General features: G+C 39.8%; 26 protein-coding genes. 13 read left to right on the top strand and 13 right to left on the bottom strand.

Annotation, left to right across the window (positions count from 1 at the left end):
* Positions 1-63: 63 nt before the first annotated feature.
* From ACSU6B_RS03365 to metH, 4 genes are read left to right on the top strand one after another with little or no spacing between them, the layout of a single operon-like run.
* Positions 64-1,176: a methionine biosynthesis PLP-dependent protein gene (locus ACSU6B_RS03365; RefSeq protein WP_410882736.1), complete on the top strand. Its 1,113-nt coding sequence runs from the start codon at positions 64-66 to the stop codon at positions 1,174-1,176.
* Entirely contained in the window at positions 1,176-2,369 is a 1,194-nt protein-coding gene (gene metC / locus ACSU6B_RS03360) for a cystathionine beta-lyase (RefSeq protein ID WP_410882734.1), read from the top strand. The genes ACSU6B_RS03365 and metC overlap by 1 nt, the downstream gene beginning before the upstream one ends.
* Entirely contained in the window at positions 2,366-4,228 is a 1,863-nt protein-coding gene (locus ACSU6B_RS03355) for a bifunctional homocysteine S-methyltransferase/methylenetetrahydrofolate reductase (RefSeq protein WP_410882732.1), read from the top strand. The genes metC and ACSU6B_RS03355 overlap by 4 nt, the downstream gene beginning before the upstream one ends.
* Positions 4,206-7,655, top strand: coding sequence for a methionine synthase (metH, locus tag ACSU6B_RS03350; RefSeq protein ID WP_410882730.1), 3,450 nt, complete (start codon positions 4,206-4,208; stop codon positions 7,653-7,655). The genes ACSU6B_RS03355 and metH overlap by 23 nt, the downstream gene beginning before the upstream one ends.
* Positions 7,656-7,660: 5 nt before the next feature.
* Here the strand turns inward: metH and ACSU6B_RS03345 are convergent, their stop codons facing one another.
* The gene (locus ACSU6B_RS03345; RefSeq protein WP_410882728.1) at positions 7,661-7,864 is read right to left on the bottom strand and encodes a hypothetical protein; all 204 of its coding nucleotides are present in this window, start codon (positions 7,862-7,864) and stop codon (positions 7,661-7,663) included.
* A 65-nt stretch (positions 7,865-7,929) separates the two neighbouring features.
* On the opposite strand from ACSU6B_RS03345, the gene ACSU6B_RS03340 reads away from it, so the two are divergent.
* From ACSU6B_RS03340 to ACSU6B_RS03320, 5 genes are all read left to right on the top strand, one after another.
* Entirely contained in the window at positions 7,930-8,343 is a 414-nt protein-coding gene (locus ACSU6B_RS03340; protein WP_410882726.1) for a MarR family winged helix-turn-helix transcriptional regulator, read from the top strand.
* A 14-nt stretch (positions 8,344-8,357) separates the two neighbouring features.
* Positions 8,358-9,566, top strand: a complete 1,209-nt coding sequence (locus ACSU6B_RS03335) for an MFS transporter (RefSeq protein ID WP_410882724.1) — start codon at positions 8,358-8,360, stop codon at positions 9,564-9,566.
* A 221-nt stretch (positions 9,567-9,787) separates the two neighbouring features.
* Positions 9,788-10,351 (top strand): NAD(P)/FAD-dependent oxidoreductase, encoded by a 564-nt coding sequence (locus tag ACSU6B_RS03330; protein ID WP_410882722.1) that lies wholly within the window; start codon positions 9,788-9,790, stop codon positions 10,349-10,351.
* 27 nt (positions 10,352-10,378) lie between these two features.
* Complete coding sequence (locus ACSU6B_RS03325) at positions 10,379-10,762, top strand: VOC family protein (RefSeq protein ID WP_410882720.1); 384 nt, start codon at positions 10,379-10,381, stop codon at positions 10,760-10,762.
* Positions 10,763-10,975: 213 nt separating this feature from the next.
* Positions 10,976-12,487, top strand: coding sequence for an MDR family MFS transporter (locus ACSU6B_RS03320; RefSeq protein WP_410882718.1), 1,512 nt, complete (start codon positions 10,976-10,978; stop codon positions 12,485-12,487).
* Positions 12,488-12,535: 48 nt separating this feature from the next.
* Here the strand turns inward: ACSU6B_RS03320 and ACSU6B_RS03315 are convergent, their stop codons facing one another.
* Positions 12,536-13,375, bottom strand: a complete 840-nt coding sequence (locus ACSU6B_RS03315; RefSeq protein ID WP_410882716.1) for a pirin family protein — start codon at positions 13,373-13,375, stop codon at positions 12,536-12,538.
* 285 nt (positions 13,376-13,660) lie between these two features.
* On the opposite strand from ACSU6B_RS03315, the gene ACSU6B_RS03310 reads away from it, so the two are divergent.
* Entirely contained in the window at positions 13,661-14,635 is a 975-nt protein-coding gene (locus ACSU6B_RS03310; RefSeq protein WP_410882714.1) for a nuclease-related domain-containing protein, read from the top strand.
* Between the two features lie 264 nt (positions 14,636-14,899).
* On the opposite strand, the gene ACSU6B_RS03305 is transcribed toward ACSU6B_RS03310, so the two are convergent.
* From ACSU6B_RS03305 to ACSU6B_RS03275, 7 genes are all read right to left on the bottom strand, one after another.
* Positions 14,900-15,298: a cytosolic protein gene (locus ACSU6B_RS03305; protein ID WP_098930793.1), complete on the bottom strand. Its 399-nt coding sequence runs from the start codon at positions 15,296-15,298 to the stop codon at positions 14,900-14,902.
* A gap of 110 nt (positions 15,299-15,408) precedes the next feature.
* Positions 15,409-15,588, bottom strand: coding sequence for a hypothetical protein (locus tag ACSU6B_RS03300; RefSeq protein WP_088089437.1), 180 nt, complete (start codon positions 15,586-15,588; stop codon positions 15,409-15,411).
* Between the two features lie 100 nt (positions 15,589-15,688).
* The gene (locus ACSU6B_RS03295) at positions 15,689-15,838 is read right to left on the bottom strand and encodes a hypothetical protein (protein ID WP_410882711.1); all 150 of its coding nucleotides are present in this window, start codon (positions 15,836-15,838) and stop codon (positions 15,689-15,691) included.
* Between the two features lie 19 nt (positions 15,839-15,857).
* Complete coding sequence (locus ACSU6B_RS03290; protein WP_410882709.1) at positions 15,858-17,078, bottom strand: tetratricopeptide repeat protein; 1,221 nt, start codon at positions 17,076-17,078, stop codon at positions 15,858-15,860.
* A 166-nt stretch (positions 17,079-17,244) separates the two neighbouring features.
* Positions 17,245-18,183, bottom strand: a complete 939-nt coding sequence (locus ACSU6B_RS03285; protein WP_168245545.1) for a magnesium transporter CorA family protein — start codon at positions 18,181-18,183, stop codon at positions 17,245-17,247.
* Between the two features lie 226 nt (positions 18,184-18,409).
* Positions 18,410-19,306, bottom strand: coding sequence for a cation diffusion facilitator family transporter (locus ACSU6B_RS03280; protein WP_410882707.1), 897 nt, complete (start codon positions 19,304-19,306; stop codon positions 18,410-18,412).
* A 107-nt stretch (positions 19,307-19,413) separates the two neighbouring features.
* Complete coding sequence (locus ACSU6B_RS03275) at positions 19,414-19,554, bottom strand: hypothetical protein (protein ID WP_215002630.1); 141 nt, start codon at positions 19,552-19,554, stop codon at positions 19,414-19,416.
* Positions 19,555-19,653: 99 nt separating this feature from the next.
* On the opposite strand from ACSU6B_RS03275, the gene ACSU6B_RS03270 reads away from it, so the two are divergent.
* On the top strand, positions 19,654-19,872 hold the full coding sequence (locus tag ACSU6B_RS03270; RefSeq protein WP_410882705.1) for a YozQ family protein: 219 nt from the start codon (positions 19,654-19,656) through the stop codon (positions 19,870-19,872).
* 50 nt (positions 19,873-19,922) lie between these two features.
* Here the strand turns inward: ACSU6B_RS03270 and ACSU6B_RS03265 are convergent, their stop codons facing one another.
* Positions 19,923-20,681: a yteA family sporulation protein gene (locus ACSU6B_RS03265; RefSeq protein ID WP_410882703.1), complete on the bottom strand. Its 759-nt coding sequence runs from the start codon at positions 20,679-20,681 to the stop codon at positions 19,923-19,925.
* A gap of 229 nt (positions 20,682-20,910) precedes the next feature.
* On the opposite strand from ACSU6B_RS03265, the gene ACSU6B_RS03260 reads away from it, so the two are divergent.
* Together ACSU6B_RS03260 and ACSU6B_RS03255 are read left to right on the top strand one after the other, a co-directional pair.
* A complete protein-coding gene (locus ACSU6B_RS03260) occupies positions 20,911-21,072 on the top strand; it encodes a hypothetical protein (RefSeq protein ID WP_179195943.1) in 162 nt (53 codons plus the stop codon).
* A gap of 16 nt (positions 21,073-21,088) precedes the next feature.
* Positions 21,089-22,444, top strand: coding sequence for an amino acid permease (locus ACSU6B_RS03255; RefSeq protein ID WP_410882701.1), 1,356 nt, complete (start codon positions 21,089-21,091; stop codon positions 22,442-22,444).
* A gap of 35 nt (positions 22,445-22,479) precedes the next feature.
* On the opposite strand, the gene ACSU6B_RS03250 is transcribed toward ACSU6B_RS03255, so the two are convergent.
* The 3 genes from ACSU6B_RS03250 to ACSU6B_RS03240 all read right to left on the bottom strand — a co-directional run bounded on the left by ACSU6B_RS03250 (position 22,480) and on the right by ACSU6B_RS03240 (position 24,660).
* Positions 22,480-23,106: a LysE family transporter gene (locus ACSU6B_RS03250; protein ID WP_410882699.1), complete on the bottom strand. Its 627-nt coding sequence runs from the start codon at positions 23,104-23,106 to the stop codon at positions 22,480-22,482.
* 113 nt (positions 23,107-23,219) lie between these two features.
* Complete coding sequence (locus ACSU6B_RS03245) at positions 23,220-23,669, bottom strand: GtrA family protein (protein ID WP_410882697.1); 450 nt, start codon at positions 23,667-23,669, stop codon at positions 23,220-23,222.
* A complete protein-coding gene (locus tag ACSU6B_RS03240; protein ID WP_410882695.1) occupies positions 23,620-24,660 on the bottom strand; it encodes a glycosyltransferase family 2 protein in 1,041 nt (346 codons plus the stop codon). Before ACSU6B_RS03240 ends, ACSU6B_RS03245 begins: the two co-directional genes overlap by 50 nt.
* Positions 24,661-24,666: the final 6 nt, after the last annotated feature.

The raw sequence follows: 24,666 nt of genomic DNA, 5'->3' as shown, positions 1-24,666 counted from the left end.
CCGACAAAAGTCTTCTTCTTATAGAAGACTTTTTTTATTTTTATAAAACAAGGAGAGTGCATTATGTACAAAATTGATACGAAACTTGCCCAAATTGGAAATCGGAGTGAAACAGCAACTGGAACCGTAAATCCGCCTGTATACTTTTCAACGGCCTTCCGCCACGAGGGAATTGGCCAATCAACTGGGTTTGACTATACCCGAACCGGAAATCCTACGCGCCAGCTCTTAGAAAAAACAATTGCTGATTTAGAATGCGGTGATCAAGGATTTGCCTGCAGTTCAGGGATGGCAGCGATTTTAACCATTCTCTCTTTATTTGAAGCTGGTGATGAATGGTTGGTTAGTGAAGATTTATATGGCGGTACATACCGCTTATTAGAAAAAGGTTATAAAAAATGGGGCTTGAATAGTCAGTATGTCAATACCTGTTGTCCGGAAGAGATTGAAAAGAAAATTACGCCTCAAACAAAGGCTATCTTCCTTGAGACACCAACCAATCCACTTATGCAGGAATCCGATATTGCCGCTGTTTCAAAAATTGCAAAACAGCACGGATTATTATTAATAGTGGACAACACTTTCTATACTCCATTATTACAACAGCCGATTACCCTTGGCGCGGACATTGTCATCCACAGTGCAACGAAATACCTAGGAGGACATAATGATGTCCTTGCCGGTCTTGTCGTCGCAAAGGGGAAAGAGCTTTGTGAAGCATTAGCCTTTCATCATAACGGTGCCGGAGCGGTACTGAGCCCGTTTGATTCTTGGTTACTAATGCGTGGTATGAAAACATTGTCCCTTCGCATGGAAAGACATGAAAAAAATGCAAGGAATATCGTTGAATTTCTTTCGGGGCATGATGCAGTTACTGATGTCCTTTACCCGGGACGCGGTGGAATGGTATCTTTCAGAATTAAAGATGAAGCTTGGGTTAATCCATTTTTACAAGGCTTAAATCTAATCAGCTTTGCGGAAAGTTTAGGTGGAACGGAAAGCTTTATCACTTATCCAGCAACGCAAACCCATGCGGATATTCCTGAAGAAATCCGAATTCAATCCGGCGTCTGCAATCGTTTATTGCGTTTCTCCGTTGGACTTGAGGATTCACAAGATATAATTCAAGATTTGGAAAAAGCTTTTGCCCATGTTCAAGAAGGAGTGATTGCATAATGGCACACGAAGAATACACATTTGAAACCAGGCTCCTTCATAATAAGCACAAAATTGATCCTACAACAGGAGCGGTTAGTGTACCCATACAGCATGCATCCACTTTTCACCAATCTGATTTCGATCAGTTTGGCAAGTACGATTATGGCCGCAGTTTAAATCCGACAAGGGAAGCACTTGAAGATGTCATTGCTGAACTTGAAGGCGGGTTAAAAGGCTTTGCCTTTGCATCCGGCATGGCCGCCATTTCCACGGCATTTCTCCTGCTATCTGCAGGTGATCATATTGTCATTACGGAAGATGTCTACGGCGGTACATTTCGGATGGTCACAGAGGTCCTCACGCGGCTCGGAATTGAACATACCTTCGTCGATATGACGAATTTAGATGAAGTAAAACAAGCCATTCAGGCAAATACAAAAGCATTTTATGTGGAAACACCATCGAATCCATTAATGAAAGTGACTGACATTAAGGCAATTAGCAATTTAGCTAAGGAAACGGGCGCGTTAACATTTGTCGATAACACCTTCCTTACCCCTTCCCACCAACGGCCATTGGAGTTAGGAGCCGATGTCGTGCTCCATAGTGCGACGAAATTTTTATCGGGCCATAGTGATGTCGTTGCCGGACTTGCTGTCGTCAAGGACGAAGACTTGGCGAAAAGATTAGGCTTTTTGCAAAATGGGTTTGGGGCGATCTTAGGTGTTCAAGATGCATGGCTCGTTTTAAGAGGGATCAAAACGCTGCACGTCCGACTAGAACAATCACAAAAATCGGCTATTAAACTAGCTGAATTTTTAGATGCGCATCCGCTTGTTGAAAAGGTTCATTACCCAGGGTTGGAAACTCACCCACAATATCAAATTCAAAAAGCGCAAGCAGCTGGTCCAGGAGCGGTCTTATCGTTTGAATTGGCTAATGAAGATGCACTTCGCACCTTTCTTGCCAATGTAAAAATTCCTGTATTTGCTGTCAGTCTCGGAGCGGTAGAATCGATTCTATCCTATCCAGCAAAAATGTCCCATGCAGCCATGCCTCAGGAAGAGCGAGAGAAGCGCGGGATTACAAATAGTCTTGTTCGCTTATCGGTCGGACTTGAAAATCCTGATGATTTAATGAAGGATTTTTCACAGGCATTTAAGCAGGTTGAACAAAGTCAGTTGGTCTTTCAACGAGGAGAAACATCATGAGTCTTTTAGAAAAATTAAAAAATCAAATTTTAATAGCTGACGGAGCGATGGGTACTCTGCTTTATTCCTACGGAGTCGATTCATGCTCTGAGGAGTTGAATTTATCTCAGCCGGAACAAATCCAAAATATCCATCAGGCATACATTGACGCCGGAGCGGATGTCATCCAAACCAATTCCTATGCTGCTAACTATTTAAAATTGCAGCGCTATGGATTAGAAGATTCAGTTAAAGAGATTAATAGTGCCGCAGTCCGTCACGCCAAACAGGCAGCTCAAAATAACGCTTATGTGCTTGGAACAATGGGTGGAAACCGCGGGATTAAAACGAACTCTATTACAATAGAAGAAATAAAACGAAGCTTTCGTGAACAGCTTTATTGCCTCCTTCTCGAAGGGGTGGATGGAATATTACTTGAAACCTTTTACGACCTAGAAGAACTTGAAACCATTCTAACCATTGCGAGGAAGGAAACGAAGATTCCGATTATTGCACAAGTTTCCCTTCAGGAGCCTGGATTTTTACAGGATCGGACGCCAGTAAATGACGCCTTAAAAAGACTTGAAGGACTTGGGGCGGATGTCGTTGGTCTTAATTGCCGACTAGGCCCCCATCATATGCTGCTAGCACTTGAACAGATTGAAATTCCGAAGCATGCCTATCTTTCTGCCTATCCAAATGCCAGCCTTCCAACTTATACAGACGGAAAGTTTCATTATGAAGGGGATCCAGATTATTTTCGGAACTCAGCTAAAGCGTTCCGAAATCAAGGGATTCGGTTGCTTGGGGGCTGCTGTGGTACCACACCTGAACATATCAAAGCATATGCTTCTGAACTAAAGAATAGTGTTCCAATTACTGAAAAAGTAGTAAAATTAGAGCCAAAGAAGATAATCGTTGAATCTCTTGCGCCAAAAAGGGAGTTTACTCCCCTGCAGGAACTCGTGAAAGAGAGACCATCGGTTATCGTTGAATTAGATCCACCTAGAAAACTAGATACAACAAAGTTTTTCCAAGGAGCTAAAGCCTTAAAAGAAGCGGGAATCGATTCGATTACCTTAGCTGATAATTCACTAGCAACGGTCCGAATTTCCAACGAATCGCTGGGCTATTTAGTGAAACAGGAATTAGGAATGCGTCCGCTCATTCATATTGCGTGCCGTGACCGCAATATTATCGGCTTGCAATCGCATTTAATGGGTCTGCATACGCTTGGGATGAATGATGTTCTTGCTATTACCGGTGATCCTGCAAGAGTTGGCGATTTTCCAGGTGCATCATCTGTTTACGATGTCTCCTCCTTTGAACTTATTCAAATGATTAAGCAGTTGAATGAAGGATTGTCTTTTTCAGGGAAAGATCTGGGACAAAAGACAGACTTTAGCATTGCGGCAGCCTTTAATCCCAATGTCCGCTCACTGGAAAAAGCCGTGAAGAGACTTGAAAAAAAAGTTCATTATGGGGCAGATTACTTTATCTCCCAACCGGTTTTTTCAGAGGAAAAATTACTCGAAGTCTATGAACATACAAAACAACTTGATGCACCAATCTACATTGGCTTAATGCCGCTTACTAGCAGTAAAAACGCTGAGTTCCTTCATAATGAAGTACCTGGAATCAAAATTGCGGATTCTATCCGCACCCGGATGGCCCAGTTGGGTGATGATCCGATTCAAGCTGCTAAAGAAGGAATTGCCATTACCAAGTCACTAATTGATACAGCTTTAGATTTATTTAACGGTATTTATTTAATTACACCATTTTTACGCTATGAATTAACTGCTGAATTGGCGTTATATACCCGTCAGCGTGCTAGTGAATTGAGGAGGAGCACCTATGCCGAAAACACCATTTACTGAACAACTCAAAAAACGAATCCTCGTGATGGACGGGGCAATGGGTACCATGATCCAGGAAGCAAATCTTACAGCGGAAGATTTTGGCGGCGAGCAGTATGAAGGCTGTAACGAAAACCTAGTGTTAACCGCCCCCTCTGTCATTGCCAATATTCATCGTGAATACCTAGAGGCTGGGGCAGATATTATTGAAACCAATACATTTGGGGCGACCAGCCTTGTTCTGGATGAATATGATTTAGGGTTTAAAGCCTATGAGATTAATAAAATCGCTGCCTTTCTTGCCGTTAAAGAAGCCTACAAACTTACAACCGATGAATGGCCGCGCTATGTGGCAGGCTCGATGGGCCCGACCACAAAAACATTAAGTGTAACAGGCGGCACGACCTTCGATGAACTTGCAGCATCCTATGAAGAACAAGCAATCGGCTTAATTGATGGCGGTGTGGATTTACTCCTCCTAGAAACAAGTCAAGATATGCTGAATGTAAAAGCAGGATTTGTTGGGATTGAAAGAGCGTTTGAAAAAACCGGTAAAACTCTGCCGCTGTTTATTTCAGGGACGATCGAGCCAATGGGTACAACGCTCGCAGGGCAGTCAATTGAATCGTTTTTTATTTCCGTTGAACATATGAATCCCGTTGCTGTGGGACTTAACTGTGCAACAGGGCCAGAATTCATGCAGGACCATGTCCGCTCATTAGCAAATCTGGCGTCGACGGCAGTCAGCTGTTATCCAAATGCAGGTTTGCCTGATGAAGAAGGTCATTATCATGAAACACCAGAGACTTTAGCCAAAAAGCTGTCTGATTTTGCCGCCCATGGCTGGCTTAATATTGTTGGCGGCTGCTGTGGTACCACGCCAGACCACATTAAGGCTATTGCCGAGGCAATGAAACAATATCAACCAAGGGAAGTCAAAACATCTACTGTTCATATGGTTTCGGGTATCGAGCCATTCATCTATGACGATCCGACGTTAAGACCGATTATGGTCGGTGAACGGACCAATGTCATTGGCTCTCGCAAATTCAAACGGTTAATCACCGAAGGGAAATTTGAGGAAGCGTCAGAGATTGCACGAGCCCAAGTCAAAGGCGGCGCGCATGTAATTGATCTTTGCCTCGCCGACCCTGATCGTGAAGAAATGGTTGATATGGAAAACTTCATTAAAGAAGTCGTCAAGAAAGTAAAGGCTCCCCTTGTGATTGATTCAACCGACGAAAAGGTCATCGAGAGAGCACTTAAATATTCACAAGGAAAAGCAATTATCAATTCGATTAACCTTGAAGATGGTGAAGAACGATTTGAAGCAGTTGTCCCATTAATCCATCGCTATGGTGCTGCTGTCGTTGTAGGCACCATTGATGAGGAAGGTATGGGAGTAACTGCGCAGCAAAAGCTAAAAATTGCCAAAAGGTCACATGATTTATTAGTGAACAAATATCATCTGAAGCCGCAGGATCTCATTTTTGATCCGCTCGTTTTTCCAGTTGGTACAGGTGATGAACAATATATTGGTTCCGCCAAGGCTACAGTAGAAGGCATCCGGTTAATCAAGGAGCAACTCCCGGAAGTACAAACGATTCTTGGAATTAGTAATGTCTCCTTCGGGCTCCCTCCTGTCGGTAGAGAAATTCTAAACTCTGTCTTCCTTTATCACTGCACCCAGGCTGGACTTGATTATGCTATTGTTAATACAGAAAAACTAGAACGGTTTGCATCTATTTCAAAAGAAGAAGTTCAATTAGCAGAGGCCCTCTTGTTTGATACAACAGATGAGTCGCTCGCTACATTCACTGAATTTTACCGCGGCAAAAAGAAAGAACCGAAAACAACCGTTCCAAATATGACCTTAGAAGAGAGACTCGCCTATTATGTGGTTGAAGGTACAAAAGAAGGCTTGCTGCCGGATCTAGACCTAGCGCTTGAAACGTATCCTGCCCCGCTTGATATTATTAATGGACCATTAATGGACGGGATGAAAGAGGTTGGCCGACTCTTTAACGACAACCAGCTCATCGTTGCTGAGGTGCTCCAGAGTGCTGAAGTAATGAAAGCAGCCGTTTCGCATTTAGAACCTCATATGGAAAAAGGCGATGTGTCTGCTACAAAAGGGAAAATCATTTTAGCTACCGTAAAAGGCGATGTGCATGATATCGGTAAAAACCTCGTCGATATTATTCTCAGCAATAATGGCTATGAAGTAATCGACCTTGGGATTAAGGTGAATCCAACTGACTTGGTTCAAGCCATTCTTAGAGAAAAACCAGACATGGTTGGTTTATCGGGTTTGCTGGTGAAATCTGCGCAGCAAATGGTGTTAACAGCACAGGATATGAAGGATTCCGGTATTGCTGTACCTATCCTCGTTGGCGGTGCGGCACTTTCTCGGAAATTCACAGATACGAAGATTGCCAAAGAATATGACGGCCTTGTCCTTTATGCAAAGGATGCAATGAATGGTTTAGCCCTTGCGAATCAATTGAATTCGGAAGAGGAAGTTCAGAAATTAATGCTTGAGAAAAATGAAAAGCTAGCCTCTTTAAATGTGCCGAGAGAGTATGAACGTCCATCCACTGTTTCCGTTGCCGTAAAACCGAAGCCAGCGGTATCGACAAAGGCTCCTGTATTTACGCCAATGGATACAAAGCGACATATCCTTAAATCGTATTCACTTTCTCATATCGAACCATATATCAATATGCAAATGTTGATTGGCCACCATCTCGGTGTAAAAGGGAAAATCGCGAAGTTACTAGCTGAGAAGGATGAAAAGGCTGTTAAGGTAAAAGAAGTGGTGGATCAATTACTAGCAAATGCTAGTGCAAACAATTGGATTACGCCTGCCGCTGTTTACCAATTTTTCCCAGCGCATTCCGATGGGAATAAGGTCATTATTTATCATCCGGAAAATCCTGATCAAATTTTGGAAACCTTCGACTTCCCACGTCAGGAATCAGCACCAGGTCTTTGCTTAGCTGATTTTCTAAAGTCAGTTGATAGCGGTGAAAAGGACTATGTCGGCTTCTTCACCGTCACGGCTGGTAGAGGAATTCGTGAAAAGGCAGAACAATTTAAAGCGGAAGGACGCTTTTTGGAGTGCCATGCACTTCAATCAATGGCACTTGAAACGGCGGAAGGCTTCGCTGAATTAATTCACCGCCAAATGCGTGACCGTTGGGGCTTCCCAGATCCACTGGATTTTACAATGCAAGACAGGTTTTCCGCTAAATATCAAGGACAACGTTTCTCGTTTGGCTACCCAGCGTGTCCAGAACTAGAAGATCAAAAGAAGCTGTTTAAGTTGATTCAACCGGAGGAGATCGGCATCCAATTAACAGATGGCTGTATGATGGAGCCAGAAGCATCTGTTTCTGCCATCGTATTTGCCCATCCGGAAGCTAGATATTTTAATGTGTTAAGATAAGGATTTTATATGAGATTCCGCGGAAGTTCGTCATTCCGCGGAATTTTTCTTTTTCCGTGAGCACCTCTTGTCGTTATTCCGCCAAAAGCGGATTGAATTCCGCCAAACTTGTTTGGGATTCCGCCAAACCAAAACATAATTCCGCGAACTTGGTATTTAATTCCGCGAACCGGATTTACAGCCTTAAATCTGTGAACCTTTCTTGACATATTCCAACAAATCCACTATAGTTACCTAGGTAACTAATTAGTAATTTTTGAGGTGACCTACATAAATGAATAGCCATGAATTATTCCATACGCTGCATCAGCTATCACGCCATCTTACCAATACACTCAATGAAGCATTAAAACCATTAGGGTTATACGGGTCACAATGGTCTGTCATTTTTGTTTTAAAAACCAAAGGCTATTTAAGCCAAAAAGAACTTTGTGATTACTTATTTGTTGAGGCACCTCCAATGACCCGTACCATTCAACGGCTTGTTAAGCAAGGATACGTAATTCAGGCCCCCGGTAAAGACAAACGTGAGAAACTGATTCAATTAACAGATGTGGCGTTAAAGATGTTCCCCGAATGGGAAAGAAGAGTCTTTGAAACGAATCAGTTAATATTGAAGCATTTTCCAGAAACATCACAGGAAGAGCTTTTAAATTTGCAAAAAAGCTGGTTGCAACAGCTTTTATAAAAGGAGCGGATCATATGAATAAACCTAAATTATGGACGAAAAGTTTTATAAGTATTTCTTTAAGTAACTTCTTTCTATTTTTAACCTTTTATGTTTTACTCGTCACACTTCCTATTTATGCGATACAGGAGTTCCATAGCAATGCATCAAAAGCGGGATTGATGACAACGGTCTTTTTATTTTCTGCGATTATCTCCCGTCCTCTGGCTGGTCAATGGCTTGAAAAAGCTGGTCATAAAAAGGTGCTGCTTGCCGCACTGATAATTTTCTCAGGCGCCTCCCTCTTATACTTTTTTCCAAAAACAATCATTGGTTTTCTTTTCATTCGGTTATTACATGGAATTGGTTTTGGCATGGCAACAACCGCTGCAGGGGCAATCGTGGCGGATCTCATTCCGACTTCACGCCGTGGTGAAGGTATGGGCTATTTCATTATGTCGACGAATATGGCTATGGTGCTAGGGCCATTTATCGGCTTAACGGCCATTCAGCAATGGGGTGCAAAAACCCTGTTTATCGTCAGTGTCATTGTCGCGATTGGGGCCCTGATTACAGGTTTAAGCGTAAAGGTTAAAGAAATGGGGCAAGCAGACCACATGGTCGTCCATTCTGCGTTTTCATTTCGAAATTTTTTCGAAGTTTCCGCCATTCCTATCGCAATTGTCGGCTGCTTTCTTGCCATCGTTTATTCAGCGCTTCTTTCTTTCGTATCTGTATTTGCCACTGAAATACACCTTACCGAGATTTCTAGTCTATTCTTTGTCGTCTATGCGATTGTTTTATTGATTTCAAGACCTTTTACTGGAAAATGGTTAGACCAGCATGGTCCCAATGTGATTGTCTATCCATCCATCGTATTGTTTGCCATTGGGATGTTTATTTTAAGTCAAAGCGGCAGCGCGGGCAGCTTTCTCCTTTCAGCAGGAATGATTGGTTTAGGCTGGGGAACACTTTTTCCAACCTTCCAAACCATCGCCATTCAAGATGCTGCGCCTAGAAAACGAGGGTTAGCTACAGCTACTTTCCTATCAATCTATGATATTGGGATTGCATTAGGCTCGTTTCTTTTAGGCTTAGCGGCCACAAAAATGGATTATAGCTCGCTCTATTTCTTATGTTCATTCTACATTCTTTTGGGTATTGTTCTTTATTACTTTCTTCATACGCGAAAACAAGCATCGCTTAAGGAACATAAAACAGAGTTAAATAACGTTAACTCTTAATGCATGCCAACCCCTTTTAAAAATGGATAATTTAACTTCAAGAACCATCAATCCTAAGCAGGAAATGATGGTTCTTTTTATTTTGCTGCCAGCACTAATCGTTGTTTGACGGTCTGCCCATTAAGAAATATTTTCTAGGATGGGCAGTTGATTTTACATAAGTTTCTATTTACGCTAAGCTTAATCTAGCTTTAATTTTTTAAAAAATGGAGGTTATTGATATGTTTGACGTATTAATTGTTGGTGCTGGGCCTACAGGGGCAAGTGCAGCCCTATTTACAGCTAAAGCTGGTAAGAAAACATTGGTTATTGATAATGATAAAAGTGTGACCAAGCGTGCTTGGATTGAGAACCATTATGGTATTACAGAAATTACTGGACCTGACCTAGTTGAAACTGGTAAGAAACAAGCCAGCAAATTCGGTGCAGAAATTGTCCAAGCTACAGTTTCAAATATCAGTAAAACTGAAAGCGGTTTTAAAGTTGAAACCGATCAAGGGGAATATGAGGCTAAACATGTTATCCTTGCCACTGGCATGTCTGTTGATCTAGCTGAAACAGCGGGTTTACAAACAAAGCCAGGTACAGAGCCAAGAATCAAGACTATTTTTGACGTAGATGCTGCTGGAAAAACAAATATTGACGGCATTTGGGCAGCAGGAACAGTTGCCGGTGTGAGTATGCATACCATTATTACTGCTGGTGACGGTGCCAAGGTGGCGATTAATGTTATTAGTGAAATAAACGGTGAACGTTATGTTGACCATGATGTTTTAAAAGCTTAAAAAAGGATACATAAAGGGGGAAGCCAGATGGCAGTAAAGAAAATGGACCATGTCGGCGTAATGGTAAATGACCTTAATGCCTCACTTCTTTTTTATCAAAAAGTGGTTGGGATGGAGTTAAAAGACCAATTTACGATTGCCAACGGTACGATAAATTTAGCCTTCCTTGGGTTCAATGGGTCAGACGAAACAGAATTAGAATTAGTGTATGGTGGAAATCCCGACCTTCCAACTGAAGGGAAAGTTAATCACGTTGCCTTTTTGGTGGACGATATAGAAGATGAATTCACGCGTTTAAAAGGTGTCAACGTAGTTTTCATTAGTGATGAGATCGTGACACTTCCGAACGGATATCGTAATTTCTTTGTGCAAGGACCTGATGGTGAAAAAGTCGAGTTTTTCCAAAGGTAAGTTAAATTTAAGCAAAGGGACTCAGCAGTTGAGTCCCTTTGCTTCATTGTGAGTACAAGATGCTTTTCACATAAAAATTGACAGTCTAAAACCTTCCTTTTAAAATTGGTTTAACTTGATTATCATTAGCTTTGGTAATCTTCCTAAATATTTTAAAACACATACAAGGAGCGGTTTCATTACTTATCATTTTCTAGAGTAAGGGGAAATTTTATGATTAAAAAAGATACGAATCTTAAACCAGTTGTCGCTGGTTTACTGTTAGCAATTTTAATGGCAGCTATGGACAATACCATTGTAGCTACGGCGATGGCTACGATTGTAGCAGACCTCGGCGGCTTTGATAAATTTATATGGGTCACCTCTGCCTATATGGTAGCGGTAATGGCAGGAATGCCTATTTTCGGTAAGCTTTCCGATATGTACGGACGGAAACGCTTTTTTATTTTTGGACTCATCGTCTTTCTGATTGGCTCGGCATTATGCGGTATTGCCCAGAGCATTGTTCAATTAAGTATTTTCCGTGCCATTCAGGGGATCGGCGGCGGAGCCCTGATGCCGATTGCTTTTACGATTGTTTTTGATATTTTCCCCCCTGAAAACCGCGGGAAAATGACCGGTTTGTTGGGGGCAGTTTTCGGAGCATCCAGCGTCTTAGGGCCGTTACTTGGGGCCTACATAACTGATTATATTAGTTGGCACTGGGTTTTCTATGTGAATGTGCCAATTGGTATTGTATCGATTTATTTAATTGTTCGTTTTTATCATGAATCATTACAGCATTCCAAGCAAAAGGTTGATTGGCTTGGGGCGATAACACTGGTCATTTCGGTGGTGAGCTTAATGTTTGCCCTTGAGCTAGGCGGGAAAGAATATGCTTGGGATTCTACTCCAATCATCGCTTTGTTTGCAAGCTTCTTCGTCTTTTTTGTGGCCTTTTTCATTGCTGAAATAAAGGCTGCTGAACCGATTTTACCGCTTTGGCTCTTCAAAAGGCGCTTATTTGCCACCTCGCAAATCTTGTCCTTTTTATACGGCGGTACGTTTATTATTTTAACCGTGTTTATCCCGATCTTCGTTCAAGCGGTTTATGGTGGGTCGGCTAAGAATGCTGGATTGATTTTAACACCAATGATGCTCGGGTCTGTTGCAGGGAGTTCGGTGGGCGGTATTTTCTTGACGAAAACCTCCTACCGCAATTTGATGATTGTTTCGATTATTTCATACGTTCTTGGCATGTATTTCCTGGGTACCTTGACTGTCGATACAGCACGTTCCTTGCTGACGATTTATATGATTTTGGTTGGCTTCGGGGTTGGTTTTTCCTTTTCTTTATTACCAACTGCTTCTATGCACAATTTGGAGCCGCAATACCGCGGGACAGCCAACTCAACAAACTCATTTTTACGGTCATTTGGAATGACACTTGGGGTAACAATCTTTGGAAGCCTGCAAAACTATTTGTTTACGGATAAATTGAAAGATGCGTTTAAAGGCATGCAGGGTGCAGGAGATTTTAAAATGGGCGATCCCCGCCAAATTTTCCAAGCGAGTGAACGCTCAAAAATTCCAGATTTTATTTTAGATAAAATTGTTCATGCGATGTCGGATTCAATCACACATACCTTTTTACTAACATTGATTCCCATTGCGATTGCGGCGATTACAATCTTATTCATGGGCAATGCCCGGGTAGAAGTCAGTAAGAAACAGGTAAAAGGATAATAGTTAAGCACTTGGGCGTTTTTATCCCAAGTGCTTATTTTTGTAATCTTATTCTGCAAACTTCCCGTCCATATAATCGCGATAGGCCTGGCGGATTTCTTCTTCGGTGTTCATGACAAAAGGTCCCCTCGCAACGATTGGCTCATTCAGTGGTTTTCCTGCATATAACAACAAGCGAAGAGATTCCCTGGCGGTAATAGTAACTTCACTGGTTTGTCCCTCCTCGCCTTTTCCTAGCAGAAGCACTTGGCCTTTTTCGGCCTCTGTCTTACTTTTTCCAAACTGACCTTTTCCTTCTAAAACATACATGAAGCCATTGTAGTCTCCCCGAAGATCCTGGGTAACGGTTGCTCCTCGTTGTAAGTTGATTTCAACCATTGTCACCGGAACATAATTTTTCGTTGCCGATTGAATGCCGCCTGATGAACCGGAAAAGATCCTGATTAATACCCCATCCTCTTCGCGCACTGGCATGTCTTTGGCACGGAGATTTTGATAACGCGGTTCAGCCATTTTGTGCTCACGCGGCAGGTTCACCCATAGCTGCAAGGAATGAACTGTCTCTCCTTCAGCCGGGTCTTCGATATGGATCACGCCTTTTCCGGCTGTCATCCACTGGACATCACCAGGCTCAAGCTCCCCCCGTCCCGCTTTATTATCCTGATGCTCAAGTTTACCCTCAATCACATAAGTCACTGTTTCAATCCCACGATGCGGGTGGAAATCAAAGGTACCTTTTTTAAAAAAATCTTCTGCTAGAAATAGAAATGGATCTGACTCTTTCATTTGATTTGGATCCAAAACCATTCCCGCTATATGTATCGGACTATTCTGGTGATGCTGTACCGTCCAAACACGGTCAATACCCCTTTGATAAATTTCGCTCATCCTTTGTATCCTCCCTTTGTAAATTATGATAATGGTATCGTTATAGAGATGTTTTATCAAATTTAAGGATTGATATGTGCAAAAATGGGATTCGCTGATTGAATACCAGGATTCGCCCATTAAACATTGAAATTCGCTCATTAAATACGGGGATTCGCTCATTGAACTCCGAAAATCGCTCATTGAAATATATTCGGATAAATATTTTACAAAAATCGATAAAATTCGGCAGGAATTTCTATACTTCTACTAGAATTCATTCATAAATTGAGAGGAGTGTTAATTTTGCTAATAAAAGAACGGACAAAACCATTAATTATGCTTATATTAGACGCTTTACTGCGGCGACTTCCCTATAGTCACCAAAAGTACCAACAAATTTTAGAAGAGCTAGGAAGGAGGCAGGCCGGCTACCTTGGTGAGAAATCGCTCGATTACTATTATCGTGACCTTCCACAGCAGAAATATATGATCCTCCACGATTTAAACCTACCTGATGGTGACTACAACTGCCAAATCGATACCCTTCTTCTAACACCTGAATTTGCCCTAGCAATCGATGTAAAAAACATGGCTGGAAAGTTAATATTTGATACTGAAAATGAACAGTTTATTCAAATCAACAATGGAAATGAAAAAGGTTACCCCTATCCGATTGCTCAGGGAGAAAGACATCAAAAATACTTACAGAAACTTCTTGCTGAACATCATTTCCCTCAAGTTCCAGTTGAATATTTAGTGGTGATTAGTAATAGCTATACAACATATGCTGTTACAGGAAAAAACAATCACAAAGTTAAACCTCGAGTATGTAAGGCCGACGTCTTCTTAAACAAAATTACCCTATTAGAAAAACAATATCCGAAACCGCTATTGACCGCTAAAGACCTCCGTAAGCTTTGCCGCCTCCTCGTGAAAAAGAATACCATTCCAACAAGCTATGTATTGAATAAATATGGTATTCAGAAATGTGACCTGTTAACGGGTGTCCACTGTCCTACCCACTCTAATCATTCCCTTGTCCGTAAGAACCAAAAATGGTACTGTCCTGCCTGCGATACTTTTTCAAAGGATGCACATATTAACGCACTGAACGATTATTTTCTGCTTTTTGGTCCGACGATAACAAATAAGCAGTTTCGGGAATTTGCTCATATAAAGTCACGGGATGTACCAAAAAGAATACTGCTATCTTGTAATCTGCAATGCCTTGGAAAGTACAGATCCTGGTCCTATGCTCCAAAGAGCTTCCCCCGGTGAGTTTTAATTTCAAATATATTAACAGGGTAAAAATGATTCGCTCATAAAGTTGCGAAATTCGCCCATTAAACGCCGAAATTCGCTCATTAAATCTGTAGATTCGCCCATTGAACGCAGAAATTCGCCCATAAATCAAAAATTCACCACTTGCATTACCCCATTAAAAAATAATATCGATTAAAACCAATAGAGGACACCTAAATTAGGTGTCCTCTACCATAATATTGAGGAAAGCGAGTATATTTTTCAAAAAATGCCCCCTCGTTATACCTCGAGATCCTTTCCTTCTTCGACTACATGGAACAGAAGATGGGCTAGATGATGAATCGGGCCATATTCTTCCTCGTCCTCATCGTCTGGTTCCTCATTAAACTCCATGTCATTTAAGAATAGCGCCATAAATTCGTAAAAGTCCTTCAATTGGAATGAATAGCAGCCAACTGGGTCTTCATTGTCTTCCTCATAATGCAATACCATATAAGAGAGGTCCCCGTCCTCATCTTCTGCATCAAAAAACACAAATAGACCAATATTTGTGTCGAGCTCAAATAAATGCCTTGTTCCACCTTCCGTGGCTTTCGTAAAATCTTCTTGACTAAGTTTTTGAATCTGCATGCTATCTACATTATCTTCTTGATGGAATCCGACAACAAATGATTTCATGTTTTCCTCCTTCATTCTTTTCCGTAATAAAAAACACATGTCAATAGCATGCCCTAATTCAAGCACGTTTCATTCCTAATCAGCTAAAAATAGGTAAAAAGGTAACATCATTAATCACACTGTTTCTCTTCCCCTTCAAAATGTTCATTTAAGAGTGTATTTTCACTTGGAGCGAAATTAACTGACTGTAAACTCATTTTCGGTTCTAGTCCGTAAAGTTCGTCGACTGACTTCCCCTCATTTTTCTCACTTGGAGATTTTTCTTTTTTCATTTTTATCACCTCTTTCATAATAATATTTTCCTAGTATTGTCTGCCTTAATTTTAATTAACATTCCAATCCTCAAAAAAAAAACCCTGATCAGTTCAGTTCAGGGATTTTTGATAACGATCAGCCAATTGGCGGTTGAATGGGATGATATGCAGGGCCAACAGTTGAATAGGCCACGTCACTGCTAGATGTTGACACTTTCACATCCTTAGTTGAAGTAAAAAGAGCAATCAGTGAGATTGAAAACATTATGACAACAAACTTTTTCATATAAATTGCCTCCTTGGCTTTAAGTTATTTTATTTAAATAAGTAACTGCATCAACAACCATACCCTTTTGATTATAGTAATCTGCAAGCATTTTATAAAAACAGGTTAGGTCATCACTATGTTCATTTTCCTCTTCAAAATAGGGAATTACCTTAGATTCCAAATATTTAAACGCTTTTGCAGGAGAGGCCATATGGAGGAGATAAAAGTCCGCCAAGAGTCTATATTTTTTAACCCCCAGCTCTTTTGACAGTAAGTTAACTTCTTGGAAGCAGTCTTTTGCTTTTTCAATGGAGTTAAGTGAATGGTGCAGCTCCCCAATCGCATGTAATGTGACCAGATAGTGCTGATTTTTGTTTGGCTGCAAGGCCAAACTTTTTTGATAATAGTACAGAGCTTCCTTTGCATTCTTCATTTTAAATTGCAAATGGCCCATATTATGATAGATCTCGGGAAGTAATTTAACTTTCTTTAATAATTCTGCGTTACGGATTATGTGCTGAAAACACTCCTGTGCTTCCTCATATATATTGGAGTGGGTATAATTAATCCCGAGCAGCATAAGTGTGTGGAGAATTCGGATGAAGTTATGCTGATTCATGAATATTTGCAGGGCCATCTTACCAAAATGGATAGCATGTCCTGATTGCTCAAGTGAGCTTTTTACAAGTGATCGATGATAGAGAAATTCCCCACTTGATGCTTCCTTATTATTTTCTGTATGTAAAACATCGAGGATTTCATCCGCATTTTGATATTGACCCTTCCACATTAAGAATATCGCATGATAGTATCGAAATAAATAATCTTCATGTTGGGAAAAATTTTTCTTTTGCTTATATAAAAGAGCTCTTTGATGCTCTGCATCTTCAACAAGTCCCTTAAATATAAGATATCTAAATTTATATAGCTCGTAAATATACATATATTTGGAGAATGGGATGAGGTGTTCTATTTTCACTAGTTTCTGATAATTTTCTTCTATTTCATCCCTTAGATAAAAATTAATCTTACCGTCTAGCTTTCTTAGTAAGATCTTTATTTCTTCTTCTTTTTCCTCCATCTCTTCTAGGCTTATGTTTAGCCGCTTGAGTAACAGGGAAATTGTTTCTTCGTTTGCTTCTTTTGAATTGTTCTCAATTTTACTTAAATGCGGGACAGAGCAAATCCCTTTGGCAAGCTCAGCTTGTGTCATTCCTCTTTGAGTTCGATAGAATTTAATCAGAGCTCCAAATTCCATAATACCACCCAGCGTGCCTTTCCTTTTTACACTATTTTACAACAATTTAAGTATTTCATACAGATACTTTTCAGATTATTAAAAAAATAAAAATTTTAGTACACTTAAAACTTGGGAAAATTTTTATAATATACAAAAAAACCAGCCCTCCGAAGGACTGGTAAATCTAAAAATATTTCTTTTTCCAAAAAATAAAGGCTGTTAAACTTGTTAAAAAAGCAGAGATTACTAGTGGTATTGCATAGGAATGAGTAGCATGCTGGAAAGGGATATCAACGTTCATCCCATAAAAGCTCGCTACCATCGTTGGGAAGGATAAAATAATTGTAATGGAAGTTAAGAATTTCATTACAATGTTTAAGTTATTCGAGATAATCGATGCAAAGGCATTCATCATACCTGTTAAGATCGAGCGATAGGTTTCGGCCATTTCAATCGCCTGTGTTTTTTCAATAATAACATCTTCTAATAGGTCCTTGTCTTCTTCATACATTTTTAAATAGTTAAAACGCAAAATTTTATCGAGGACAACCTTATTTGACTTTAACGAGGTCGTAAAATAAACCAAACTTTTCTCTAAAGCCAGGAAGGCGAATAGCTCTTTATTTTTCAACGATTGATGAACGACACGTTCAATTTCATTTGTTTTCTTGTTAATTTGCTTTAAGTACCGAAGATAATAAGAAGAGATGACAAACAGAATTTGCAACGCAAAGCGTGTCTTTTTAAACGTAAAAAACTCTTTCACTCTGTTTTTCCGAAATTCTTCTAAAATCGGTGTATCTTTTAAGGAAACGGTAATGATACATTCGTCCGTAAGAATAATGCCGATTGGAATGGTTTCATAACCAGCAAAACCATCTTCATCATGAACAATGTAGGGAAAGTCAACAATAATATAGACTCGGCCATCATCACGTTCAATCCTCGGGCGTTCTTCATCATCCAGGGCATCTTTGATGATATCCACATCCACTTGAGCATCCATTGATACCTTGTTAATTTCTTCTTGTGTTGGGGCATACATATTGACCCAGCAGCCTTTTGAGATTACATCTACTTGTTCTAAAACTTTTGTCTCCGTGCTTTTAAATATTTCCAGCATGACTTAACCTCCTCACTCATTTTGTTTGAGGAAGCCAACAACCTTTTCTAGAGTTGATATTCTTGATATTCAATTCAATCCATTCAAAGATAACATTGACTTCCCCTCGCCTACTTGGGTCCGGGTCTACGGAATAACTCAAAAATATCAACTCCCTCTAACCTTATATATATCCTTTCCTATCATAAACCCTAATCATCGAAAGTTCAAAGGAGTTTTTTTGGAATTATTCATCTTTCTCAAAATAGGGATTTAAATGAATTAAAACTTCCTGAATGTTATCAAATTTATCCATCAATTTTTGTTTGATGGTTTTTGCGAGGTCATGCCCCTCCTTGATCGTTTTATAGTGATCAATCGCTATACGTAAATCAACTAATACATAATGACCAAGTTCTCTTGCTCTAATCCGGTCAATTCGTTTTACCTCTTGGAACTCGTTAACAACCGCGATGTATTCCTGAAGTGTCTCTGTATTAATATTACGTTCGAGTAAGATGTCAAATGCCTCTGTTAACATTTCCTTCGCTATTTTAAAAATTAAGTAGGCGACAAAAATACTGGCTGCCTTATCTCCGTAAAGTAAAAAATGGATATCGAATCGGTTCCCTGCGATGGAAAGGAGAACCCCTATTGCAGCAGCAATTGATGCGACAATATCTGCTTTATGGTCAAAGGCAATTGCCTCAATGGCTTTACTCTTATTCTGTTTCGCAACCTTTAATGAACTGCGGTATAAAATAACCTTGGTTACATATGAAAATAGGGCAACCCACATCGCTAGAAAACTGGGTGATTCCACTTTATGAAAGAAACCGCTAATGCCTTCGTAAACCACATAAATGGCGACGAGAAAAAGCAATATACCAATAATGCCTGAAACAATGACTTCGGCCTTCCCATGTCCATAAGGATGTTCATTATCGGCAGGCTTATTAGCAATTTTAATCACTAACAGCACAATGACAGATGCAAAAACATCTGCGGCTGAGTGGATTCCATCTGCAAAGACCGCGTCACTATGTCCATACCAACCAATGACTATTTTGCCTAATGTAAGAATAATGTTACTGATTACACTGATCCAGGCTACTTTTTTAGCCAGAGTTTCTCTCATCTCCATAAGTAAACCACCTTTAAAATTACCTCTAGAAATCATAGCAAACGTAACCTAGATGGGTCTAGAGAAAAAGTCTTGCCTGCTTCAAGCTATGTTGGGCATACACAAAATCATAATCCTTCTTCACCTTGACTATCCTCTTTTACCATTTCGATCTCTTCAACAACAGAAATTTTATTGATTTGGTCATGCAGAAAATGAAAAGCTTCGTCTAACTTTTCCCGAGATGGGAATTCATTTTTTTCGTTCATAATGTAACCTCCATTTGAGATTTATTTTTTATTGGGAGTAATCCTGTCAAAAAAAGAAAAAAATACCCTTGTATCAAACACGAAAAGGGAGGAATTAAGATGGACAATAAGAATCAGAAAGCTAATCCAAAGAAAGAATTGGCAGGTAGTTTCTATCATCCAAGTTATTATCAAGAATCAGATGACCTTTCTGCCGGGCTTGCCACTACACATGAGCAAGCTAGTGACACGTATACAGAAGGTGAAATTGGCGCAGTGATTGATGATGTAAACGGTAAGGATATCCCCATTCCACAAAAAGGCTATGATAAAAAATAAAATTAGAGAAAACAGCTCTCACTTGAAAGCTGTTTTCTTTTTTTAACCCATCATTTATCATCATGATCAACGTAAGGGTCGTGTTCAAATGCAGGTAAATCCCCAAAGCTTGTCATGATTCCTTCCTCATCAAGGGCATCTTCATATTTTTCATGCTGAGGGTTTGGATAAACCTTGATTTCATTACCATACATGTCATTTCCAACGAAATTTTCATAGTCCTCGACATAGCCAATGTTTTCGTCTGCTTCAGAATAGATATCACTATAACTATCCTGTGGGAAGGCTAAATCAGATGGAGTTTCGGATGTTCCCCATGCTGCAACTGTCTGCCAAGAATCTTCGGCATCATATGCAACATTCTCATCTTTTTCATCCATATCAAACTTACCAAATGGCGGCATCAAAACGCCTTCTTCAACTGGTCGTTTACGTGAGGTAACCTGATCGGGGCTGTGCTCGATACAATAGGTTGTATTTGGCAAGGCCTCTAAACGTTCTAACGGTATTTCCTTTCCGCATACCTCACAGTTTCCATAGGTTCCATTTTCCATCGCATCTAAAGCATGATTTATATTTCTTAGTTCAAATTGATAATGTTCATTTAAAGCAATATCTTTCTCCCGTTCATATAATTCGGTTCCTTCATCGGCTGGATGGTTATCAATGCTGGATAACTCCCCCATTGACTCATGAAAATGACCTCTTTCTAAACCAAAATGATCATTTTGTTCTAAATGCCCTTCCACTTCACTCTTTTCCTGTAACAACTGTAACCGTAACTCAGCTAACTGCTGTGTCGATAACATGTGATAAACCCCTTTCAATGAAAAGCGCAATTATTTATTACTCGATCTATTTCAGCATTTATTGTTTTTATTTTTTTCGTTCTCCTATATTTTCATTTTTTTCGTGGTTGATTATGTAATGAAAATTTAATTCCATCAAAAACCTAACTAATGCATCGATTATTAACTGAATAAGAATTGACCAGGCGAGTATCTTAAGAAATATCAATTAGAGAAATGAGGAGATTATTTGGTTAATGAAAACTTTGATAAATTCAGACAAGAACAAAAGGAACATCAAGCAGTATATTTAGGCGGTAACAAAACGCAAAAGCCAGGCCTTAATGATCCAGAATATAATAATCAAGATAATACCGACAAATCACCAGGAGCAACCGGACGGGATATTTAGTTAAAGGGGAATTTCAATGAGTAAATCTAAAGCCGGTGCGGGCGAAAAAAACGACATGAAATGGTGGCAGCTTTCCTTATTTGGAGTGGGTTGCACAATTGGGACAGGTTTTTTCCTTGGCTCTGGTTTAGCAATTAAGATGACGGGCCCCTCTATTTTAGTTGCGTTTATGATCGCTGCCCTTGGTACCTATTTTGTCTATGATGCTCTGTCAAAGATGACTTCCCAAGAGCCTCTTAAGGGCGGTTTTAGGTCTTATGCCAAGAAAGCATATGGAAGATGGGCAGGATTTAGCAGCGGCTGGGTTTACTGGTCCTCAGAGGTGCTAATCATGGGAAGCCAAATGACGGCCCTCTCCATTTTTTCTCGTTTCTGGCTTCCAAAAATACCTTTATGGATTTTCGCCACAATCTACGCTGTTTTAGGATTAGCCGTTATTTTAATTGGAGTAAAAGTTTTAAACAAGCTCGAAAATATTCTTGCCATCTTAAAAATCTCAGCGATACTAATGTTTATCGTTATTGCTTTGCTAGCCATTTTTGGGGTCATTAATGGGGATCGCCCGATTCAGTACCCGAATAGTAGAAGCGAAATCCTTCCACATGGCTTTAAAGGTTTGTGGTCGGCTGTAATATTTGCTTTCTATGCCTTTGGGGGAATAGAAATCTTAGGTTTAATGGCAACAAATTTAAAAGATCCAAAGGAGGCTCCAAAAGCAGGAAAAGTGATGTTGTTTACGCTGATGGTTATTTATGTTATTTCGATCGGCCTAGCGGTCATCATCGTTTCATGGAATCAATTTAATACAAAGGAAAGTACATTTGTGGTTGCCTTAGATGCTTACCATCTAACTTTTGTTCCGCATTTTTTTAATGCAGCATTAATTATTGCAGGGTTTTCGACAATGACAGCTTCTCTTTATGGCGTTACAAGCGTTCTTGTTACCCTTGGAGAAGAAGGCGATGCACCTGAAAGTTTTTCAAAACAGGGAAAATTAAAGGTTCCCCTCCCTGCATTGCTAGTTACAATGCTTGGAATTACTGCTTCGATTGTATCCGCGCTTGTACTGCCAGATCAAATTTATGAGTGGGTGACAACAGGAGCAGCATTAATGCTACTTTATAATTGGCTCTTTATCCTTGCATCCTCGAGAAAAATCTTAGAGTTAAAGCTAAAGGAAAAAATAATGTATTCAATTGGTGCCCTATTTATTTTAATTGCTGTCAGTGGAACACTTTTTCACAAAACAAGCAGACCCGGCTTTTTTATAAGCTTAGCGTTTCTTGTGATTATTGGAGCAATTACCTTAATCATGTCGTTCAAATGGAAAAAGTCTAAGAAAAAAGTACTGAACCCTTGGCCAACAGCATAAAAAATCCAGCGAGTTTTTTCGCTGGATTTATTTTGTTATCCAAGTAAAATATTAAAAGCTTGCATGCCAAAATAAAGCCCAAAGCCAATCAATGAAAGACCAGATAGGCAGGAAATGACTACAAGTAAATGGGCTGTTAAAAATTGTCTGAAGCTGCTAGCGACACTTGCCATCGCAATATCCCAGATTAAGAGTCCAATAAAAATTGCACTGCTATAAATCACTAATTGACCAGTATTATAGGTTGCAGCAGTTTTGGCAAGGACAGACCCATAAATACCTAACCAAAAAAGAATGGTTAACGGATTGGATATCGACATTAGGAACCCAGAAAAAAATGATTTGATTAGCGGTTCCCTCCCTCTGGAATGCACTAAATTAATCTTGCCTGCATTCATAAAGGTTTCTATGCCTGTATACATCAGTACAAAACAACCAAAAAACCAGAGAAAGGTTTGCATAAATGGAGTCTCAAGAAATTGGACAACTCCTATGTAAACAACAAACATATATATGCCATCTGCGACAACTGCCCCTACTCCAATAAGCCATGAGTTCATAAAACCGTTTCTTATGCCTCTGTCTATTTGCGCGGCATTAATCGGTCCAATAGGAGCCGCTAGTGACAATCCTAAAAGTATGTAGCTCAAGAATACATTCATCCATATCTCTCCCCTAATAAATGAGTAGAAGCTTGTCTATCCATTTTTATTCAGAGAAATAGGTTTGTACGACAAAAAAATAAAATGAGCTTACTAATAATTCAGGAAAACTATCACGCAGTTTTTAGATTTTTGAAGACAAAATACTTTTGTCCAAGATAATTGGCTATTGTATACAAAGTACTGCCTAATAGAACGGAAGCACTTTCCTTAATAGACGTGCTAAGAAGAACAAATTGACTTGCCAGCTCGACCAATTTCACACTACAGAAATAGGCGGAAAAATAACAAATAAAAAGAAGCGCGAAAAACCTGGGCAGACCTCTATGGAAGGAAACATTACTTTTAAACGTAAACGACCGATTCAATAAAAAGCTTACACATGCCCCGATCGCATTTCCTGCAAATGTGGATGTCCAGTAGGATAAGCCCACAACGTTAAGAAGAAAGAACATAAAAGTCAAACCAATAATTGTATTTACAATGCCTACAAGGAGAAATCGAACAAGTGAGTTAGTTGTTGGTTTCAGATATTTGTCTAAGGTCAAGATTATAAAACTCATCCTCTACTGTTGGATTAAGCAAATGGTGCCTTGGTTTTGCCAGATTAAAGGAATCGATATCAACAATATACTTTGGACGCTGTTTTGATTCTTTATAAATTTTCCCTACATACTCGCCAATCAATCCGATTGCAATTAACTGCAAGCCGCCAATAAGCCAAATCGAAGTAATCAGTGACGTCCAGCCCGTCTCGGTATTCCCAAAAAACTTTAGCGTTAAAAAATAGACTCCAAAGAATAGACTAAAGAAAAAAGAAACCAAACCGATGATTAACACAAAGCGAATCGGCGAAACAGAAAAGGAGGTAATACCGTCAAAAGCAAAGGCGAGCATCTTTTTTAAAGGATACTTCGTTTCACCCGCTTGTCTCTCTAGCCTGTCATAATAAACTATATCTGAGCGAAAGCCGAGGAGAGGAACAATCCCCCGTAAAAATAAATTGACTTCGCTAAATCGTTCTAATTCTTGCACTGCTCTTTTACTCATTAATCGGAAATCGGCATGATTATAAACGAGGTCAACCCCCATCTTTTCCATGATCTTATAAAATCCTTGGGCAGTACTTCGTTTGAAGAGAGTATCCGTGTCACGCCCCTTCCTTACACCGTAAACAATTTCACACCCTTCATGAAACTTCAGGACAAACTCACGGATTACATTGATATCATCCTGTAAATCTGCATCAATGGATACAACGCAATCAGAAAGATCCTTTGCTGTAAATAAACCAGCAAGTAATGCATTTTGGTGACCTACATTTCTGGATAATTTTAAGCCCCTTACAAATTCATTTCTTAATCCCTCTTTATAAATCAATTCCCATGTTCGATCCTGACTTCCATCATCAACAAACAAGATCTTGCTTTGTTTAGAAACAAGCCTATCTTTAATCAGCTCTTTCACCAATTGCTGGAGCTCAGCAATGGTCAAAGGTAAAACCTCCTCCTCGTTATAGCAAGGCACAACAATTGTAAGAACTGGTTCCATCATCTGTTT

The sequence above is a fragment of the Neobacillus sp. C211 genome (genome assembly GCF_051842875.1).
GTDB lineage: Bacteria > Bacillota > Bacilli > Bacillales > Cytobacillaceae > Neobacillus.
Note: the sequence above shows the minus strand (reverse complement) of the source record. Positions and strands in the feature narration are given on the sequence as shown.

What these genes read in the sequence shown, in the direction of transcription:
- ACSU6B_RS03365 (WP_410882736.1), top strand. Translation starts at nt 64, where the DNA reads ATGTACAAAATTGATACGAAACTTGCCCAAATTGGAAATCGGAGTGAA.
- metC (WP_410882734.1), top strand. Translation starts at nt 1,176, where the DNA reads ATGGCACACGAAGAATACACATTTGAAACCAGGCTCCTTCATAATAAG.
- ACSU6B_RS03355 (WP_410882732.1), top strand. Translation starts at nt 2,366, where the DNA reads ATGAGTCTTTTAGAAAAATTAAAAAATCAAATTTTAATAGCTGACGGA.
- metH (WP_410882730.1), top strand. Translation starts at nt 4,206, where the DNA reads ATGCCGAAAACACCATTTACTGAACAACTCAAAAAACGAATCCTCGTG.
- ACSU6B_RS03345 (WP_410882728.1), bottom strand. Translation starts at nt 7,864, where the DNA reads ATGTCAAGAAAGGTTCACAGATTTAAGGCTGTAAATCCGGTTCGCGGA.
- ACSU6B_RS03340 (WP_410882726.1), top strand. Translation starts at nt 7,930, where the DNA reads ATGAATAGCCATGAATTATTCCATACGCTGCATCAGCTATCACGCCAT.
- ACSU6B_RS03335 (WP_410882724.1), top strand. Translation starts at nt 8,358, where the DNA reads ATGAATAAACCTAAATTATGGACGAAAAGTTTTATAAGTATTTCTTTA.
- ACSU6B_RS03330 (WP_410882722.1), top strand. Translation starts at nt 9,788, where the DNA reads ATGTTTGACGTATTAATTGTTGGTGCTGGGCCTACAGGGGCAAGTGCA.
- ACSU6B_RS03325 (WP_410882720.1), top strand. Translation starts at nt 10,379, where the DNA reads ATGGCAGTAAAGAAAATGGACCATGTCGGCGTAATGGTAAATGACCTT.
- ACSU6B_RS03320 (WP_410882718.1), top strand. Translation starts at nt 10,976, where the DNA reads ATGATTAAAAAAGATACGAATCTTAAACCAGTTGTCGCTGGTTTACTG.
- ACSU6B_RS03315 (WP_410882716.1), bottom strand. Translation starts at nt 13,375, where the DNA reads ATGAGCGAAATTTATCAAAGGGGTATTGACCGTGTTTGGACGGTACAG.
- ACSU6B_RS03305 (WP_098930793.1), bottom strand. Translation starts at nt 15,298, where the DNA reads ATGAAATCATTTGTTGTCGGATTCCATCAAGAAGATAATGTAGATAGC.
- ACSU6B_RS03300 (WP_088089437.1), bottom strand. Translation starts at nt 15,588, where the DNA reads ATGAAAGAGGTGATAAAAATGAAAAAAGAAAAATCTCCAAGTGAGAAA.
- ACSU6B_RS03295 (WP_410882711.1), bottom strand. Translation starts at nt 15,838, where the DNA reads ATGAAAAAGTTTGTTGTCATAATGTTTTCAATCTCACTGATTGCTCTT.
- ACSU6B_RS03290 (WP_410882709.1), bottom strand. Translation starts at nt 17,078, where the DNA reads ATGGAATTTGGAGCTCTGATTAAATTCTATCGAACTCAAAGAGGAATG.
- ACSU6B_RS03285 (WP_168245545.1), bottom strand. Translation starts at nt 18,183, where the DNA reads ATGCTGGAAATATTTAAAAGCACGGAGACAAAAGTTTTAGAACAAGTA.
- ACSU6B_RS03280 (WP_410882707.1), bottom strand. Translation starts at nt 19,306, where the DNA reads ATGGAGATGAGAGAAACTCTGGCTAAAAAAGTAGCCTGGATCAGTGTA.
- ACSU6B_RS03275 (WP_215002630.1), bottom strand. Translation starts at nt 19,554, where the DNA reads ATGAACGAAAAAAATGAATTCCCATCTCGGGAAAAGTTAGACGAAGCT.
- ACSU6B_RS03270 (WP_410882705.1), top strand. Translation starts at nt 19,654, where the DNA reads ATGGACAATAAGAATCAGAAAGCTAATCCAAAGAAAGAATTGGCAGGT.
- ACSU6B_RS03265 (WP_410882703.1), bottom strand. Translation starts at nt 20,681, where the DNA reads ATGTTATCGACACAGCAGTTAGCTGAGTTACGGTTACAGTTGTTACAG.
- ACSU6B_RS03255 (WP_410882701.1), top strand. Translation starts at nt 21,089, where the DNA reads ATGAGTAAATCTAAAGCCGGTGCGGGCGAAAAAAACGACATGAAATGG.
- ACSU6B_RS03250 (WP_410882699.1), bottom strand. Translation starts at nt 23,106, where the DNA reads ATGAATGTATTCTTGAGCTACATACTTTTAGGATTGTCACTAGCGGCT.
- ACSU6B_RS03245 (WP_410882697.1), bottom strand. Translation starts at nt 23,669, where the DNA reads ATGAGTTTTATAATCTTGACCTTAGACAAATATCTGAAACCAACAACT.
- ACSU6B_RS03240 (WP_410882695.1), bottom strand. Translation starts at nt 24,660, where the DNA reads ATGATGGAACCAGTTCTTACAATTGTTGTGCCTTGCTATAACGAGGAG.